Here is a 249-nt window from a genome sequence, read left to right as displayed (position 1 = left end):
ATTCGTGTTGATGCCCATCAGGCTCGCGACGTTGCCATTGGCAGCGACAGCGCGCATCACCTTGCCGACCATTGTCTTTCGCATGACGATGTCGAATACAATCATCACGAAGATGGCCACCGCCAGAAGAATTAGCTCTTGCGGGCGCACGCCGACTCCGAAGAGATGAATCACAGAGTCGCCCACAGGCGACGGAACCACAACCGGCTTGGGCCCCCAGATGGCAAGCCCAATACTGTCCAAGACCAC

General features: G+C 57.4%; 1 protein-coding gene. It reads right to left on the bottom strand.

The features are described from left to right. Positions 1-249 (bottom strand): ABC transporter permease subunit (locus tag SB753_RS39935; protein WP_410805531.1); only part of this gene is annotated, 249 nt, incomplete at both ends.

The sequence above is a fragment of the Paraburkholderia sp. SIMBA_053 genome, assembly GCF_046534895.1.
In the GTDB taxonomy this organism is placed as follows: Bacteria; Pseudomonadota; Gammaproteobacteria; order Burkholderiales; family Burkholderiaceae; genus Paraburkholderia; species Paraburkholderia caledonica.
Note: the sequence above shows the minus strand (reverse complement) of the source record. Positions and strands in the feature narration are given on the sequence as shown.